Below are 15233 nucleotides of genomic sequence, written 5' to 3'. Positions count from 1 at the left end.
CTACGCAAAGCTTGCGAGGTCCGCACGTCGTGCGTAGCGGCGGAGGCCTGGTCGCCTAATCCGCGAGCTTGCCGCCCCGGCCGGCCTTCTTCTCGGAGGTGCGCTTCTTGTCCTCCAGGCGCCGGCGCTTGGAGCCCAGGGTGGGGCGGGTGGCCTTGCGGACCTTGGGGACGAAGGTGAGGGCCTGCAGGCCGGCGCGCAGGCGGCGCATGGCGGCGTCCTTGTTCTGGGACTGGCTGCGGCGCTCGGTGGCGGTGACGGACAGCTCCGTGGGCGGGTGGCTGAGGCGCACGCCGCTGGCGGTGGTGTTGCGGTGCTGGCCGCCGGGTCCGGAGGCGATGAAGAACTCCACGTCGCAGACCTTCAGCAGGGCCTCGTCATCCAGGGCGAGGGCCTCCCGGGCGGCCTGGCGTCGAGCGGGTGCGATGGGTGTGGTCGGCGGCGTCATGGCGGTCCTCAAGTTAGCGCCGCGAAGACGCCACCGGTACCCCGCGCCTGACACCGGGCGGCGCGGGGCCTGCTCAGGTGAAGTTCAGGTTGAAGGTAAAGCCCGTCTTGGCGGTGCGCCGGGTCTCGTCGGTGGCCACGAACTTCACCACGTAGGGCAGCACGGAGAGGGAGCGGTCCGTGGTGACGCGCACCTGCGCGGTCGTCTCGCCCGGGGCCAGGGTGACGGGGTCGGAGCCGAGCCGCGTCGTGCCGGGGGTATCCAGCGTGATGGTGAGCGCGCCGGTGAAGCCCTCCGCGCGTGTCACCGTCACCGTCACCTGGGCGGACTGGCCGGGCGCCACGTTCACCTGCCGGGGCTCCACGGCGATGGAGAAGTCCTCGTTGGGCTCGGGGGGCTCCAGGATGATCAGGGAGATGTTGCCCCGGGCAGTGACGTTGTTGGCCGGGTCCTCCGCGACGAGCTGCAGCGCGTTCACGCCGTAGCTCGTGACGCTGGGGGCCACCGTGATGGTGGCGGTGGTTCTGGCGAGGGTCTCTCCCTCCGGGAGGGAGAAGTCCGGGCCGAAGGTGACGCCCTCGGGAGCGATCGCCGCGCGCACGCGCACCTCGCCCAGGTTGTCCGCGATGCGCTGGATGGCGAGGTCATAGGGGACGGAGTCGCCGGGCGCGGTGGTGACGGTGTCCTGGCCTCCCCAATCCAGGTGGTAGTAGGGCGTGTTGCCGCCACAGCCCAGGGCCAGCGCGCAGGCGAGGACGGCGAGACGGGGGAGGGAACGCGGCATGGGAGGGCTCCAGGGGTGGTGAAGCGGGGTTGAGCATGGGGCCGGGGCGAACGGGCCCGCAAGCGTCCCCGGGGAAGACGGGCGTCAGCGGAACAACGAACAGGCGGCGAGATAAGTCCCGACGTGGGCCTCCAGCGACGGCGCCAGCGGCCGCGCGTAGCCGCCGCCCAGCGTGAGCACCACGGGGAGTCCGCGTTCCTTCGCCGCGCGCATGACGCGCAGGTCGCGCTCGCGCAGCCCCGCGTGGGTGAGCGAAAGCCGGCCCAGGGTGTCCTCCTCCAGCGGATCCACGCCGGCCTGGAAGAAGAGCAGGTCGGCGTGGGCGGACTCCAGGACGTGGGGCAGGTGCGCGTCGAGCGCGGCCAGGTACTCTGCGTCCCCCACGCCGTCCTCCAGCCCCAGGTCCAGGTGGGAGGAGTGCTTGCGGAAGGGGAAGTTGTGCTCGCCGTGCATGGAGAAGGTGAAGACGGACGGGTCGCCCGCGAAGGTGGCCGCGGTGCCGTTGCCCTGGTGCACGTCCAAGTCCACCACCACCGCGCGGCGGATGGCCCCTTCGGCCTGGAGCACGCGGATGGCCACGGCGATGTCGTTGAAGACACAGAAGCCCTCCCCGTGGTCCGGGAAGGCGTGGTGCGTGCCGCCGGCCAGGTTCGCGCCGAAGCCGTCCTCCAATGCGGCGCGGGCGGCGGCCAGGGTTCCGCCCACGGACGCGCGCGCGTTGTCCACGAGCCTCAGGGACCAGGGGAAGCCCAGCCGGCGCAGCTCCGCGCCGGTGAGGGTGCCGCCGAAGAAGGCGTCCAGGTAGCGCGGGGTGTGGACGCGCTCCAGTTCATCGCGCTCCGCGCGAGGGGCCTCGTGGAAGGCGGCGGGGGGAAGGATGCCGCGCTCGAGCAGGATTTCGCGCAGCAGTCGGTACTTCTCCATGGGGAAGCGGTGCCCGTCGGGCAGGGGGACCAGGTACCGGCCGATGTGGAAGACGCGCACGGACCCGGGGCGTAACGCCCGTTCCGGAGGGGTGCAACCGGGGGCGTAGAACTTCCGGCGGGCCTGTCCGTTACAGGAGCAGGCGGCGCGGATGTGCCCGCCGCGCAAGCCCGTCATCCGGAGCCCACCCATGAACCTGAAGCCCCTCTCGCGGGCCGTCCTGACGGCCGCGCTCGCCACCGGTCTGTCCGCCACCTCCGCCTGGGCCGTCACGCCCGTCCGCACGCCGTCGTCCACACAGAAGCCCGCCGCTTCGGAGAAGCCCTTCGTGAAGGGGGCGCCCACGAAGCCCACGGACACGCCGGCCACCGGCCCCCAGACGCCCACGGGGCAGGGCACGCAGGCTCAGGCCCAGGGGCAGGACGCGCAGGCCCAGCCGCAGGGCCCTCGGCCTGAAATCGAAGTGGCGTTCGTGCTGGATACGACGGGGTCGATGGGCGGCCTGCTGGAGGGCGCCAAGCAGAAGATCTTCTCCATCGCGTCGCGCATCGCGAAGGGCAAGCCCACGCCGCACTTGAAGGTGGCGCTCGTGGCGTACCGGGACCAGGGGGACGCGTACGTGACGAAGCGCTTCGACCTGAGCGACGACATGGACTCCATGTTCGCGGAGCTGCGCAAGCTGGAGGCGAACGGGGGCGGGGACTTCCCCGAGCACGTGGGGCGCGGCCTGGGCGAGGCCGTGTCGCTGCTCAAGTGGAGCCAGGACCGCGAGGTGATGAAGGTCATCTTCCTGGTGGGCGACGCGCCCCCCGCCCAGCGCGAGGCCGCCTGGGACTTCAAGCTCTGGTCCAAGCGCGCGAAGGAGCGCCACATCGTGGTGAACACGGTGCGCTGCGGCGCGGACCCCACCACCGAGGACTCCTGGCGCTACGTGGCGAAGCTGACGGACGGCACCTTCGACTCCATCGACGCGGCGGGCGGGATGGTGGCGGTGGCCACGCCCTTTGACGCGGAGCTGTCTCGCGTGAACGCGGAGCTGGCGTCGAAGACGCTGTACGGCGGACGCGCGGAGGCCCAGGCCGTGAACCGCGCCCGCGCGGAGGCGACCAAGGGCATGGCCGCGGAGGCCGTCGCGGACCGCATCAGCTTCATGAAGGAGAGCCGGGGCGTGGGCAAGAGCGCCGCCAGCGCCGGGGCGGTGAGCAGCGCGCCCGCGGCCGTCGCGGGCGGCGTGGACCTGCTGGAGAAGCCGGCCGCGCTCGCCACCCTCAAGGACGACGAGCTGCCCCAGGAGCTCAAGGGCCTCAAGAAGGAGGCGCAGGCCGCGAAGGTGAAGCAGCTGGCCGACGAGCGCAAGGTGCTGGAGGAGAAGGTCGCGAAGCTCGCCACCGAGCGCGACCAGTGGCTCACGAAGAACGCCCCCACCAAGGAGGACGCCTTCGACGCCAACGTGATGAAGAGCGTGAAGACGCAGGCCGCGAAGTTCGGCGTCACGTACTGAGTGACGCCCCACGCTTCCGGGCGGTTACTCGCGCGTCACCGCCCGGAGCACGATTTCACGACGCTGATCCAACAGCCGCATCGCCCAGGGCCGCGTCATCCGGTAGACGCCGAAGTGGAGCACGGCGAAAGCGAGGATGAAGGCCACGGACTGCCAGCCCGGCCCGTCCTTCCCCGCGGCCCGCAGCGCATGGCCAAACGGCATGCAGCCCACGCTGGCCGCGAGGATGCCCAGCATGGAAGCGGTGAGGGGGATGCGGTCGCGCCGCTTGAGGCTCGCGTGGAACTTCACCGGGAAGTACAGCGACAGGAAGTTGCCCGCGGCCAGCAGCATGGGCACCACCGCCGCCACCGCGGCCATGGCGCACAGGAAGTCCACGAGCGTGCCCGTGCCGAAGTACACCCGGTAGAAGGCGCCCACCAGCACCGCCATCCCCAGCGCCGCCACGCCCTGCACCCGGTTCTTCGCGCGCAGCACGTCCGCCAGGTTCATGGGCGCCGCCAGGAACACCGCGAAGCCGTGCCCGTCGTACGCGAAGGTGTTCTGCGAGAAGGTGGACGCGATGACCACCGCGCCGTAGATGCTCAGGCCGCCCATCACCCACGCGTCCGCGCTGCCGCCCAGCAGGTACACGAAGAGGTCCCTGCCGGAGAGCAGCTTCAGCAGGATGGCCAGGATGAAGGGCACCGCCGCCAGCAGCCTCGCGCGCGGGTTGCGCCACAGGTCCAGCACCTCGCGGCGCAGGAGCGTGTCGAAGCGCGAGCCCGTGGTGGCGAATGGATCGCTGTCCTTCCCGTCCCCCCGGTCACCGCCGGAGCGGCCTCCCGCCTGCCGGTGGAAGCGCATCAAGAGCGCGTACGCCACCGTCATGCCCATGCCGGTGAAGAACAGGAGCCCGAAGGCCTCCAGCATCGCGATGCCCACGCGCCCGTGCGCCAGCTGTCCCAGCCCGTCACCGAAGAAGCCCGGCGGCACCTGGCTGAGCGCCACCGCCGCGTTGATGATGAGGCTCATGTCCAGCGCGCCCACGCCCGCCTCGCCCACGCTGGTGAGCCACGACGTGTCGATGGGCGGGATGAACGACGCGGCGACGAGGAACGCCACCATGCCGCCGCCCATGATGCGCGCGCTGTGCTTCGCCCTCAGCACGTTGATGACCGTGTAGAGGCCCACGCGGCTCCACGCCGCGCAGAAGAGCGCGAACAGCACGTAGAGCACCGCCGCCAGCCACGGTGACGCCAGCCGGTGGCGCGACGCATAGCCCACCGCCGCGCCGGTGAGGGGCGCGTAGAACACCAGCGCGCGCGGCTCGAAGAGGCTCGCCACCGTGGAGCCCATCAGCAGCCGGAACGGTGAGATGGGGAACGCGGCGTAGCGCGACAGCTCGGAGTGGTCATCCACGCCCGCGGACAACAGCGGCCACGTCACCCAGGTGGCGGCGGTGACGAAGCACAGCAGGTTGAGGATGAAGTACGGCCACACGTTGCTGTGCACGATGAGCGGCATCCGCATCAGCTTGAAGAAGCTCAGGCCCAGCAGCACGCCCGGCGCGCTGGAGCCCACGAACGCGGCCACCGCGAGCAGGCGGCTCCTGCCCGGGCCCTGGTTGAGGCCCAGGTGCAGGCGCAGGCCCCAGAGCAGCAGCAGGTGCTGGAAGAAGCCGGGGACCTTCGGACGCGGGCGGCTCACGCGGACTCCCGGCGCAGCGGCGCCACGTTCGCCGCGGGCTCGCCATAGAATGACAGCTTCGCGTTGCGCGCGGCGGGCACGGCGATCAGCTTCTCGAACACCGCCTCCAGCGTGGACACGCCGTGGCGCTGACGAAGCTGCTCCACCGGGCCCTGGTCCAACATGCGCCCGCCCCGGATGACGCCCGCGTGCGTGGCCAGCCGCTCGGCGATCTCCAGCACGTGCGTGGTGAGCAGCAGCGTCACGCCCCGGCGGGACAGCTCGCGCAAGAGCTCGCGGATGACGCCCGCGGCGAGCACGTCGATGCCCTCGAAGGGCTCATCCAGCAGCACCAGCTCCGGCGCGTGGATGAGCGCCGCGGCGATGGCGAGCCTGCGGCGCATGCCCTTGGAGTACTCCGCCACCAGCGCGCCCGCCTTGTACGTGAGCTCCGTCAACTCCAGCAGCTCCACCGCGCGCGACGCGGCCTCCGCGCCGTCCAGTCCGTACATGCGCGCGCAGAAGGTGAGGTACTGACGGCCGGTGAGGCGCTCGAAGAGGCTCAGCTCCTCCGGCACCACGCCCACGCGCTGCTTCACGTCCAGGGGCCTGGCCACGGCGTCCACGCCGAGCATTCGGATGGTGCCCTGATCAGGCCCGTACACGCCGGTGAGCAACGCGATGGAGGTGGACTTGCCGGCGCCGTTGGGGCCGAGGAACGCGTAGAAGGCGCCCCGTGGAATCTGAAGCTCCAGGCCGTCCAGCGCGGCGAAGGTGCCGAAGCGCTTGACGAGGCCGTGGGCGTCGATGGCCAGCTCTTGGCCGGCGGGTTCAACAGGAGGGGGCGTCATGAAGGACGCCATCACACCATGCACCGTGGGGTCGCCCACAATCCTCGGGTTGACGGATGGTGCGGCCCGCCGAGCGCTTCCCGACTCAGTGCACCATGGCCACCTCCGGCGGCCCGACGATCTGCTGCACGGTGGTGCGCACCTTGTCCAGGTCCACCGGCTTGGAGATGTAGCCGGCGGCGCCCACCAGCTCCGCCTCCCACTCGAAGCCGTAGCCGGAGATGATGATGATGGGCAGGTTGCGCGCCCTGGGCATCTTCTTGAGCGCGTCCAGCAGGCCCCAGCCGCTCATGACGGGCATGCGCAGGTCCAGCAGCACGGCGCCCGGGATGTCGTCCTCCAGAAGGTCCAGTGCCTCGCGGCCGTTCTTGGCCTCGATGGTGGCATAGCCCATCTCCTGGAGGGCATCGCAGATGAGCGTGCGGTGACTCGCGTCGTCGTCGACGACCAGGATGAAGTTCGACATGGGCTTGAGCCTCTGGAGTGGCGGCGTCTGCTTGGGGACCGCGATTCTATGGGGACGAAGATGGGAATGCCCCTTCCATTGCGGAAGGGCCTGCGTTTCTTTTCAACATTCCCCATAGAGCGACAGCGTGTTGCCGCCCAGCACCCCCGCGAGCGCGGCCTCGTCCAGCCCCAGCCCGGCGAGCGCCCGCAGCTCCCGGTCCCATGCATAGGGGATGTTGGGGAAGTCCGTCCCATAGAGGATGCGCTCGGGCCGGACCTCCAGCGCCTTCCGGGGAAGGGGCACGGGGAAGTAGCCGCCCACCGCCATGGTCGTGTCCAGCCAGAGCGTGTCATGGCGCTCCAGGAGGCGCGCGTACGCGTCGAACTCGTCCGCTCCCAGGTGCGGCACGCACAGCTTGAGCGTGGGATGATCCTCGAGCACACGCTCCACCCGCTCCGCGGCGCAGAGTTGGTGCGGATCCACCGGGTACCGGGCGCTGGAGGGCTCCCGCCCCGAGTGCATCACGAGCGGCTTGCCCGCCCGGGCGCACGCTTCGTAGAGCTCGTGCAGCTGGGGCGCGTCCGGGGAGAAGGCCTGCACGTGGCAGTGCAGCTTCACGCCCTTCAGTCCCAGGGCGAACGCCTCCTCCAGGATGGCGACGGCGCCGGGCTCGCCCGGGTACACGGTGCCAAGGCCGATGACGCGGGGCTCGGCCTTCGCCACCTCCGCCACGAAGGCGTTGAGCGCGCGCGCCATGCCCGGCTTGTGGGCGTAGTGCAGGGCGACCACGCGCTCGACGCCCCGGGACAACAGGAAGGACAGCACGCGGGGCGTGTGCAGTTTGTAGCGGATGGGCCAGCCGTAGCGGTCGAACCAGCGCCACACCGCCTCGAAGACGCGATCAGGGAACAGGTGCACGTGCGCGTCCACGACGGGCGGCAGGCCGGGGTCCACGCGGGGCCCTTCCTCGTCAGCCAGCGCGGGCATGGGCATCTGGATGCCCTGCTCCCGCCAGGTCGCGGCCGGCGAGGACGCCAGGCACGGCACCGGCGCGTCGGCGTCCTCGTGCTCGCTGTGATCGTGCTCTGAAGGAGGCTCCCGGGGGGCCGTCATCCGCCCGTGCCCGGGCCGGAGGGCTTCTTCGCGTCCTCCTCGTCCAGGCGCCGCAGGTAGCTGTTGTGCGCGTAGCCCTGGCGCTCCAGCCGCTGCGACTCGATGGCGTCCGCGACCTTCGAACACACCTGGCCGAGCATGCGCAGGGACTCGGCGATCAACCGCTCCGCGTGATCCTGCGCGCTGGCGGACGGAATGATGGGACGGTCGCGACGGAACGGCAGGGGCAACTTCATCCGCTGGAATCTAAGGGATGCCCCCGTCAGGTGCCACGCGTCAGTCCCGCCCCGTCCCCTGGCCGCCCCTCCCGAGCTGGCGGGTTCACGGAGTGTTGACAGCGCGACGCGGCATCGCCCCCCGGGCCGGGTTAACGGCGTTGACAGTGTTCCACTTTACATTTTGCGCCGGTCCGGTCCCCGAGGGGCCCCTGCGCATGCCCTTGAGTGTTGGCAACCTCTCGGAATTCCGAAGGGTTTACGAATTTTCAAGCAGGGGGATGACAGCGCGGGGATTCGCCTCTACATTGCGTTCGTCGGATTTCACTCAAGAGGGTGCTGCGCATGGCTTACGACGGCGAGCTTGTGAAGATGCAGAACGGTCGCTGGGCGCGGTTCCAGCGGTGCCAGGTGTACCGGCCGGGCGTGACGGACGCCGGCGAGACCATGCTCCTGATCGCGGTGGAGCTGGAGGAGCGCTATCAGCAGCTGCTCGACGAGGCGGCGGATTCCCTCGCGGAGTACCGCTCCCAGGGCGTGCCCGTGCAGGTGCGGCTGGCGCCGGACGCGCAGGGGCTCACCCTGCACCCGGAGGCCCAGGCCTCCGTCTCGGTGAACTAGGCCCCCTGCCGGGGACACAGGTTGTAAAGCCACGGGCTCCGCGCTTCACTGCGTGGGGCCCGTCGCATTTACAGCGCCGGGTGGCCGTCCACTTTTCAACGCGCCGCGCGCCACCCGCACGGCGCGCGAATGCCGCGCTCAGTCGTGGATCTGGAAGAAGCGGGCGGCGTTGTCCCGGGTGACCCGCCGGACGATGCGCTCGGACAGCTTCGCCTTGCCCAGGAGGTTCGCCGTGCGCGCGAGCCCCAGGATGTCCCCCGCGCCGTCGCCCGCGTCGGAGTCCAGCACCAGGCGCTCGCTGCCCAGCCGCCGCACCAGGGCCACCGCCCGGTCCGCCTGGAGGGCCTCCGGGTGCAGGGTGAGGCCAGCCCAGTGGCCCACCTCCAGGATGGTCCGAACGGTGCGCGCGTTGGCGTGGTCCACCAGCGCGCGTGAGGGCAGCAGGCCCGACTGGCGCAGGAGCGTGAGGATGCGCCGCGTGTGGCGCTCCTTGTCCTTGAGCGGCGTGTGCACCACCACGCGCAGCTTGAGCTGGCGGGCCAGGGCCAGCTGCTCCAGGAAGGCCTCTTCCTCCTCCTCGCCGCCCACGTGCAGCCCCGTCTCACCCAGGGCCACCACCCGGCCGCCCTCGAAGTAGTCCGGCAGGTGGCTCAGGACTTCGGACAGCCCCCGGCGCGGGATGCAGCGCGGGTGCACGCCCAGGGCGGCCCAGGCGCGGATGCCCAGCCGCTCCAGGCGCGGCAGCTGCTTCTCCACCAGCTGGTCGAAGTGCTGGCGCAGCCCCTTGGCCGTGGGCTCCGGGAAGTGGTGCGCCACCACCAGGGCCCGCTCCACGCCGAAGAAGCGCATGGACTCCAGGTCCTGGTCCGTCAGGGCCTCCGGGTGGAGGTGCGCATCGAAGAGCGGAAGCGGCTCGGCCACGGGCAGTCGTTCTCCTTGGGTTTCAGTCCTGGCCCGTCGCGGCGCCCTCGTTGCGCGGGTCACTGGAGGAATAGCGCAGGTTGGTGCGCGGGTCGCTGTAGACGGCCTCCGCGTCGCCCCAGGCGTCCACCCGGCGAAGCTTGTGGCCCTTCGCCTCCAGCGTGGACAGCGTCGCCGGCTCCAGGCCCCATTTGTCCACCCACAGCTCGTCCGGGAGGTATTGGTGGTGCAGGCGGCCCGCGCCCACCGCGCGCGTCACGTCCATGCCGTGGTCCACCACGTTGCTGATGGCCTGGATGACGGTGGTGGGGATGGTGGAGCCGCCAGGGCTGCCCACCGCCAGCATCACCCGCTTGGGGTCCTCCTTCGTGAACACCAGCGTGGGCGACATGGAGGACAGGGGCACCTTGCCGGGCTGGATGGCGTTGGGCTCCCCCGTGACGAGCCCGTACGCGTTGGGCACGCCCGGCTGCGCGGCGAAGTCGTCCATCTCGTCATTGAGGAGCACGCCGGTGCCCTTGGCCACCAGGCACGAGCCGAAGCTGTAGTTGACCGTGGTCGTCATGGCCACCGCGTTGCCGTCCTTGTCGATGACGGAGATGTGCGTGGTGTTCTTCTTCTCCGGCTCCGGCGTGAGCGGCCCCGCGTCCTTGCGCAGCGTGGAGGCGGGCCCGCCCTTCAGCGGCGCCAGCAGCGACGCGCTGGGCGTGGCCTTCTTCGGGTCGATGCCGCCCGCCAGGTCCGCGATGTGGCCGGGCGACGTCAGCCGCTCCAGCGGCACCTGCACGAAGGCCGGGTCGCCCAGGTACTTCGCGCGGTCCACGTACGCGCGCCGCACGGCCTCCACGTAGAGGTGCAGCGACTCAGGGTCGCGGTACGGCACGCCCTGCGGACGCAGCTGCTGGAGCATGCCCAGCACCTGCACCACCGCCAGCCCGCCCGCGCTGGGCGGCGGCATGGTGAGGATGCGGTGCCCCCGGTAGGTGGTCTCCAGCGGCGTGGCCGCGCGCGTGCGGTAGTTCGTCAGGTCCTCCTGCGTGAGCAGCCCGCCCGCGTCCTGCACCGTCTTCACCATCGCCTGCGCCACCGGGCCCGCGTAGAAGGCCTTCGCGCCGCCCTTGGAAATCCGCTCCAGCGTGCGCGCCAGGTCCGGCTGCTTGATCAGATGTCCCACCGGCGGCACGTCCGGCGTGCCCTGCGCGTTGGGGACAAGGAAGATGCGCGCGGCCTCCGGATCCTGGCGCAGACACTCCGCTCGGCCGGTGGCCATCTGCTGGTACTTGGGTGTCACCCAGAAGCCCTGCTTCGCCAGCCGGATGGCCGGGGCCAGCACCACCGCGGGCTTGAGCTTGCCGTGCTTGGACAACAGCTCCAGGTAGCCCGCCACCGCGCCCGGCACCGCCACGCTCAGGGCGCCGTCCGTGGACAGCCCCGGCACCAGCTCGCCGTCCTTCAGGTACATGTCGCGCGAGGCGCCCTTCGGAGCCACCTCCCGGAAGTCCAGCACCTGCGTGACTGCCGACTTCGCGTCGTGCACCAGCGCGAACCCGCCGCCGCCCACGCCGGAGTGGTAGGGACCCACCACCGCCGCCGCGAACGCCGCCGCCACCGCCGCGTCCACCGCGTTGCCGCCCTTGTCCAGCATCTGGAGCGCGGCCTCGCTCGCGGGCGGATACGCCGTGGCCACCGCACCTCCCCGGTAGGGACGTGCCGCACCCGCCTGCGTCGCCACCAGCAACACCGCGAGTCCCAGTGCGCGGAACAGGCTCCGTCCCGCGGCTCCCATGTGTGCTTTCCCCACCTGTGGACGCCTTTCCTTGTGATTTCCGGCCGTTCCCTAATGCACCATGCGCCGCGCCCGGACCAGGGTTTCAACGAGACAACATTTTTTTCCTTGGATTGTGAGTGGAGGCGGGGCAGGCTCCGCTCATGCGCAGCAACTGGCGGTGCTCATGAGTCCTCCGAACCCCGTGGAAAACCCGGCGTCGGTTCCGACTCCGGCCTCCACCACGGCACGGCTGACGACGTTCCTGAAGCCGCGCTTCGGCATCACGGTCCAATGCAACACGTTGTGTGTGGCAGTCAGCGCACGGCCCCCCCCGGACGTCCCGCGATCCGCTTTGCCGTCCGGGCGCGGTTGACGAGTTGATCGGCGGTCCCTAATTCTCCGCCGCATATGACAGCTCTGGCGGCGGTTGTGCTGTGCGCGGGCAAGGGCACGCGGATGAAGTCGGAGAAGGCGAAGGTCCTTCACCCCATCCTCGGCCGTCCCCTCTGCGCCTATCCCTTGAAGCGGGCCCTGGAACTGGGCGCCACGCACGTGGTGCCGGTGGTGGGCCACCAGGCTTCGGAGGTGGAGAAGTCCATCCGCTCCCACTTCCCGGACGCGCCCCTGCGCTTCGCGCTCCAGAAGGAGCAGAAGGGCACCGCGGACGCGGTGAAGGCGGCCGAAGACGCGCTGAAGGGCCACGAAGGCCGCGTGCTCATCCTCTACGGAGACGTGCCGCTGTTGCGCAAGGAGACGCTCCAGGCGCTGCTCGCCGCGCATGACGCCGCGGGCGGAGTGCTGGCGCTGGTGTCCACCACGCTGGAGGACCCCACCGGCTACGGCCGCGTCATCCGCGAGGCCGGCAAGGTCGCGCGCATCGTGGAGCACAAGGACTGCACCCCGGAGCAGCGCGCGGTGAAGGAGTGCAACGCGGGCATCTACTCCGTGGACGCGGCCTTCCTCTGGAAGGCGCTGGCGGAGATCAAACCCGTCAACGCGCAGGGCGAGTACTACCTCACCGACCTGGTGGAGATGGCCGCGAAGCTGGGCCCCGTGGGCGCGGTGGACGCGGACGCCACGGAGACCGCGGGCGTGAACGACAAGGTGGAGCTGGCGGCGCGCGCCCGCGTCCTCCAGCAGCGCATCAACGAAGCCCACATGCGCGCGGGCGTGTCCATCCAGGACCCGGCCACCGCGTACATCGAAGAGGGCATCACCATTGGCACCGACACGGAAGTAGGCCCCAGCGTCTCGCTGATGGCCGGCACCGTCATCGGGAAGAACGTCACCATTGGCCAGGGCAGCGTGCTCACGGCTTCTGTCGTGGCGGATGGCACCCACATCAAGCCCTACTCCGTGCTGGAGGAGGCGCGTGTGGGCGAGCGCTGCATCATCGGCCCGTTCTCCCGGCTGCGCCCCGCCACGGAGTTGGCAGAGGAAGTGCATCTGGGGAACTTCGTGGAGACGAAGAAGGCCCGCATCGGCAAGGGCAGCAAGGCCAACCACCTGACTTACCTGGGCGACGCGAACATCGGCGCGGGCTGCAACATCGGCGCGGGCACCATCACCTGTAACTATGACGGGGTGAACAAGCACCTGACCGAGCTGGGCGATGGCGTCTTCATCGGTTCGGACAGCCAGCTGGTGGCGCCGGTGAAGGTGGGGGACGGCGGGTATGTCGGCGCGGGCACCACGGTGACGAAAAATGTGCCTCCTGGGAGCCTCGCTGTGTCCCGCGCGCCACAGGTGGTGAAGGAGGGTTGGGTGGCGGCCAAGAAGGCGCGGCAGGTGAAGGTGAAGGCTGGTTAGGAAGAGTGCTCGCCTGCTGCTCGGTCGGCGGGGCGGGGTTGGGCGTGTTGGGCGTGAACGGGTTGCCCGTGGTTTGCTCCGGCGCCGCGGGACGAGAAAGAGGCAGGAAGAACATGTGCGGGATTGTTGGCTACGTCGGTGACAAGGAATCTGCTCCCATCCTGGTGTCGGGCCTGAAGAAGCTCGAGTACCGGGGCTACGACTCCGCGGGCGTCGCGGTGGTGGGCGGCAACCAACTCAACGTGGTTCGCGCCACGGGCAAGCTGCGCAACCTGGAGAACCGCGTGGTGCAGGACCTGCCCAAGGGCACCACCGGCATCGGCCACACGCGTTGGGCCACGCACGGCCGTCCCTCCGACGAGAACGCCCACCCGCACACGTACAAGAACGTCGCGGTGGTGCACAACGGCATCATCGAGAACCACCTGGTGCTCAAGGCGGAGCTGCGCGCGCGCGGCCACGTGTTCGCGTCGGAGACGGACTCCGAAGTGTTCGCGCACCTCATCTCCGAGGAGGTGGAGCGCGGCGTGGACCTGCCGGACGCGGTGCGTGCGGCCATCAAGCAGGTGAAGGGCACCTACGGCCTGGTGGTGGTGTGCTCCAACGACCCGGGCCGCATCGTGTGCACGAAGGACGCGTCGCCCATGGTTCTGGGCCTGGGCGAGGGCCAGAACTTCGTGGCCAGCGACGTGCCGGCGCTGCTCGAGCACACGCGTGACTTCGTCTACATGGAGGAGGGCGACCTGGCGGTCATCACCGCGGCGAAGGTCGACATCTTCAACCGCGAGGGCAAGCTGGTGAACCGCCCCACGCGCCGCATCGACTGGACGCCGATGATGGCGGAGAAGGGCGGCTACAAGCACTTCATGCACAAGGAGATCCACGAGCAGCCCCGCGCCATCGCGGACACGCTGCGCGGCCGGATGCTCCTCACCGAAGGCGACGTCCACTTCGAGACCTGGAACCTCACGCAGGAGCAGGTCCAGTCCTTCACCAAGGTCACCATCCTGGCCTGCGGCACGTCCTGGCACTCGGGCGTGGCCGGCCGGCACATGATTGAATCGCTGGCGCGGCTGCCGGTGGAGGTGGAGCTCGCCAGCGAGTTCCGCTACCGCGACCCCATCGTGGAGAAGAGCCACCTGGTCATCGCCATCAGCCAGTCCGGTGAGACGGCGGACACGCTCGCGGCCTTCAAGGAAGCGAAGCGGCTGGGCGCGCACACCATGGCCATCTGCAACGTCATCGGCAGCGCGATGACGCGTGAGGCGAACCTGCACGTCCTCACCAACGCGGGCCCTGAGATTGGCGTCGCGTCCACCAAGGCGTTCACCACGCAGCTCGTCACGCTGTACCTGCTGGCGGTGAAGCTGGGCCGCATGCGCGGCACGCTGTCCGTGGAGGCCGCGCAGGAGCACCTGACGCACCTGACGCAGGTGCCGAAGATGATTGAAGAAGTCCTCAAGTGCGAGCCGCAGGTGAAGCGCGTCGCGCGCGAGTTCATGAACGCGCAGGACTTCCTCTTCCTCGGCCGCGGCCCCATGCACCCGGTGGCGCTGGAGGGCGCGCTCAAGCTGAAGGAAATCTCGTACATCCACGCGGAGGGCTACGCGGGCGGTGAGATGAAGCACGGCCCCATCGCGCTCATCGACGAGAAGATGCCCGTCGTCGTCATCGCGCCGAAGCAGCCGCACGTCGCGTACGAGAAGATCATCGGCAACATCGAGGAGGTCCGCGCGCGCGGCGGCAAGGTCATCGCCATCCTCGACGAGGACGACAACCAGGCGGACACCCTGGCCGACCACGTCATCCGCATCCCCTCCGCCTGCGCGCTGCTCGCGCCGGTGGTGGCCACCATCCCGCTGCAGTTGCTCGCGTACCACGTGGCGGAGATGCGCGGGAACGACGTGGACCAGCCGCGCAACCTGGCCAAGAGCGTGACCGTCGAGTAGCGCTTCACGGCTTCCACGCCTGAATGCGAAAGAGCCCGGACTCCCTTCACAGGGGGCCCGGGCTTCTTTGTTTGCCGGCGCTACTTCTCGTCCGCCAGCTCCAGGAGCACCTCCAGGTCCGCGGCGGCGTCCAGCGACTCCAGCAGCTCCAGGTTCTCCACCACCTCGCGGTCCTCGTCGGTGAGCTGGGGCTGGGGCCGGCGGGGTTCGGTG

14 protein-coding genes are annotated in these 15233 nt (G+C 70.1%); 4 read left to right on the top strand and 10 right to left on the bottom strand.

From position 1 onward, the window contains the following. Nucleotides 1–55 precede the first annotated feature (55 nt). The 3 genes from D7Y21_RS20975 to D7Y21_RS20965 form a co-directional block, all read right to left on the bottom strand. Nucleotides 56–448 (bottom strand): peptide chain release factor-like protein, encoded by a 393-nt coding sequence (locus D7Y21_RS20975; RefSeq protein WP_120561806.1) that lies wholly within the window; start codon nt 446–448, stop codon nt 56–58. Nucleotides 449–521: 73 nt separating this feature from the next. Next, entirely contained in the window at nt 522–1232 is a 711-nt protein-coding gene (locus D7Y21_RS20970) for a hypothetical protein (protein ID WP_121715301.1), read from the bottom strand. Nucleotides 1233–1316: 84 nt separating this feature from the next. Next, on the bottom strand, nt 1317–2216 hold the full coding sequence (locus D7Y21_RS20965; RefSeq protein WP_120561804.1) for a histone deacetylase: 900 nt from the start codon (nt 2214–2216) through the stop codon (nt 1317–1319). Between the two features lie 130 nt (nt 2217–2346). Here D7Y21_RS20965 and D7Y21_RS20960 point away from each other — a divergent pair, with 130 nt between their 5' ends. Further along, nucleotides 2347–3657, top strand: coding sequence for a VWA domain-containing protein (locus D7Y21_RS20960; protein ID WP_121715316.1), 1311 nt, complete (start codon nt 2347–2349; stop codon nt 3655–3657). A gap of 24 nt (nt 3658–3681) precedes the next feature. Here the strand turns inward: D7Y21_RS20960 and D7Y21_RS20955 are convergent, their stop codons facing one another. The 5 genes from D7Y21_RS20955 to D7Y21_RS20935 form a co-directional block, all read right to left on the bottom strand. Further along, on the bottom strand, nt 3682–5346 hold the full coding sequence (locus D7Y21_RS20955; protein WP_121715299.1) for a hypothetical protein: 1665 nt from the start codon (nt 5344–5346) through the stop codon (nt 3682–3684). Continuing rightward, nucleotides 5343–6176: an ABC transporter ATP-binding protein gene (locus D7Y21_RS20950; RefSeq protein ID WP_120562559.1), complete on the bottom strand. Its 834-nt coding sequence runs from the start codon at nt 6174–6176 to the stop codon at nt 5343–5345. The genes D7Y21_RS20955 and D7Y21_RS20950 overlap by 4 nt, the downstream gene beginning before the upstream one ends. 85 nt (nt 6177–6261) lie before the next feature. Then, nucleotides 6262–6642 carry a response regulator gene (locus D7Y21_RS20945; protein WP_014394116.1) on the bottom strand — a complete coding sequence of 127 codons (381 nt, stop codon included), beginning with the start codon at nt 6640–6642 and terminating at the stop codon, nt 6262–6264. Between the two features lie 102 nt (nt 6643–6744). Continuing rightward, on the bottom strand, nt 6745–7737 hold the full coding sequence (locus D7Y21_RS20940; protein ID WP_121715297.1) for an amidohydrolase family protein: 993 nt from the start codon (nt 7735–7737) through the stop codon (nt 6745–6747). Next, on the bottom strand, nt 7734–7973 hold the full coding sequence (locus D7Y21_RS20935; protein WP_121715295.1) for a hypothetical protein: 240 nt from the start codon (nt 7971–7973) through the stop codon (nt 7734–7736). The genes D7Y21_RS20940 and D7Y21_RS20935 overlap by 4 nt, the downstream gene beginning before the upstream one ends. 324 nt (nt 7974–8297) lie before the next feature. Between D7Y21_RS20935 and D7Y21_RS20930 the strand changes: the two genes are divergently transcribed. Then, the gene (locus tag D7Y21_RS20930; protein WP_120561800.1) at nt 8298–8573 is read left to right on the top strand and encodes a hypothetical protein; all 276 of its coding nucleotides are present in this window, start codon (nt 8298–8300) and stop codon (nt 8571–8573) included. A gap of 138 nt (nt 8574–8711) precedes the next feature. On the opposite strand, the gene D7Y21_RS20925 is transcribed toward D7Y21_RS20930, so the two are convergent. Then, a complete protein-coding gene (locus D7Y21_RS20925; RefSeq protein WP_120561799.1) occupies nt 8712–9494 on the bottom strand; it encodes a TatD family hydrolase in 783 nt (260 codons plus the stop codon). Nucleotides 9495–9516: 22 nt separating this feature from the next. Further along, nucleotides 9517–11280 (bottom strand): gamma-glutamyltransferase, encoded by a 1764-nt coding sequence (gene ggt / locus D7Y21_RS20920; protein WP_121715293.1) that lies wholly within the window; start codon nt 11278–11280, stop codon nt 9517–9519. 390 nt (nt 11281–11670) lie between these two features. Between ggt and glmU the strand changes: the two genes are divergently transcribed. Continuing rightward, nucleotides 11671–13071: a bifunctional UDP-N-acetylglucosamine diphosphorylase/glucosamine-1-phosphate N-acetyltransferase GlmU gene (gene glmU / locus D7Y21_RS20910; protein ID WP_121715291.1), complete on the top strand. Its 1401-nt coding sequence runs from the start codon at nt 11671–11673 to the stop codon at nt 13069–13071. A gap of 113 nt (nt 13072–13184) precedes the next feature. Continuing rightward, nucleotides 13185–15020 carry a glutamine--fructose-6-phosphate transaminase (isomerizing) gene (gene glmS, locus D7Y21_RS20905; protein ID WP_120561796.1) on the top strand — a complete coding sequence of 612 codons (1836 nt, stop codon included), beginning with the start codon at nt 13185–13187 and terminating at the stop codon, nt 15018–15020. Nucleotides 15021–15233 lie beyond the last annotated feature (213 nt).

This window comes from Corallococcus sp. AB045 (genome assembly GCF_003668895.1).
Lineage (GTDB): Bacteria > Myxococcota > Myxococcia > Myxococcales > Myxococcaceae > Corallococcus > Corallococcus coralloides.
The sequence above is the reverse complement of the archived record's forward strand: the minus strand, read 5'-3'. Positions and strand labels throughout refer to the sequence as shown.